Annotated in this window: 1 protein-coding gene and 1 pseudogene; both read right to left on the bottom strand. The window is 34.3% G+C overall.

Translation table 11 applies throughout. The features are described from left to right. Positions 1-523 (bottom strand): annotated as a pseudogene (locus tag CWO92_RS24885) (carbohydrate binding domain-containing protein); the annotation flags it as partial. Between the two features lie 77 nt (positions 524-600). Continuing rightward, entirely contained in the window at positions 601-843 is a 243-nt protein-coding gene (locus CWO92_RS24880) for a hypothetical protein (protein ID WP_437177577.1), read from the bottom strand. Positions 844-869 lie beyond the last annotated feature (26 nt).

Below are 869 nucleotides of genomic sequence, written 5' to 3'. Positions count from 1 at the left end.
GGATACCCTCAGTGGATATATTAATCTGATTAATTACATCCCCTTTTTTAACTCTTAAATTAATATCATTTGCTAATTGAGTAATTTGGGATTGAGTTGCTTGATCCTCTGGAGCTGGTGTCCAATCAGTTTTGACTTCTCCTTTTTCTAATTTAACTCCAGTAAATACCAATTCAAGAGCTGTACCAGCAGGATTATATGCTGATTGAAAACCAAAATAAACATTTATTGATGAGTCTGGAGTTGTAAATGTCCAAGAAAGTTGTGTCCATTGTCTTAATGTAGGTGAAAATGCTCCAGAATTTGTGTAACCTACAGTTCCATTCCCTATTTGAATAGAAGGTTTCCCACTAGCTACATAAAACCAACCAGAAATAGTGTACTTTATTCCTTTTGTCACTCTTACATTATCTTGGGCAAACATTGCTTGACCATTTGTCCCGGCTGTTTTCACTCTTACATGTTTAGTGAATCCTGGGAATCCACTCTCATTTTCAACATAAACAAGTCCATTGTTACTTGTGTTACCTGAGTATCTCCAATTGTCACTTCCATTTGAAAAATCACTATTTAAAAGGAAATTACGTCCTCCTAAATTGTCTAAGTTATTTTGAACGTTTNTAAATTGTCTAAGTTATTTTGAACGTTTGTAATCGTACTCTGCAAACTTTTACTCGTCTGTGTAAGGGTACTAATGTTTCCTTCTGCGTCTGTCATTCTAGTTTGAAGAGCATTTGCCAATTGAGTTACGGTTGAAATATTACCTTTATTATCACTTACCTGTGTCTGTAAACCATTTACTGTTTGGGTTAATGAACTTACATTTCCTTCTGCATTAGAAATTCTAGTAGCAAAACTATTTGCAGTTT

The organism is Heyndrickxia camelliae (genome assembly GCF_002844575.1).
Taxonomy (GTDB): Bacteria; Bacillota; Bacilli; order Bacillales; family Bacillaceae_C; genus Margalitia; species Margalitia camelliae.
The sequence above is the reverse complement of the archived record's forward strand: the minus strand, read 5'-3'. Positions and strand labels throughout refer to the sequence as shown.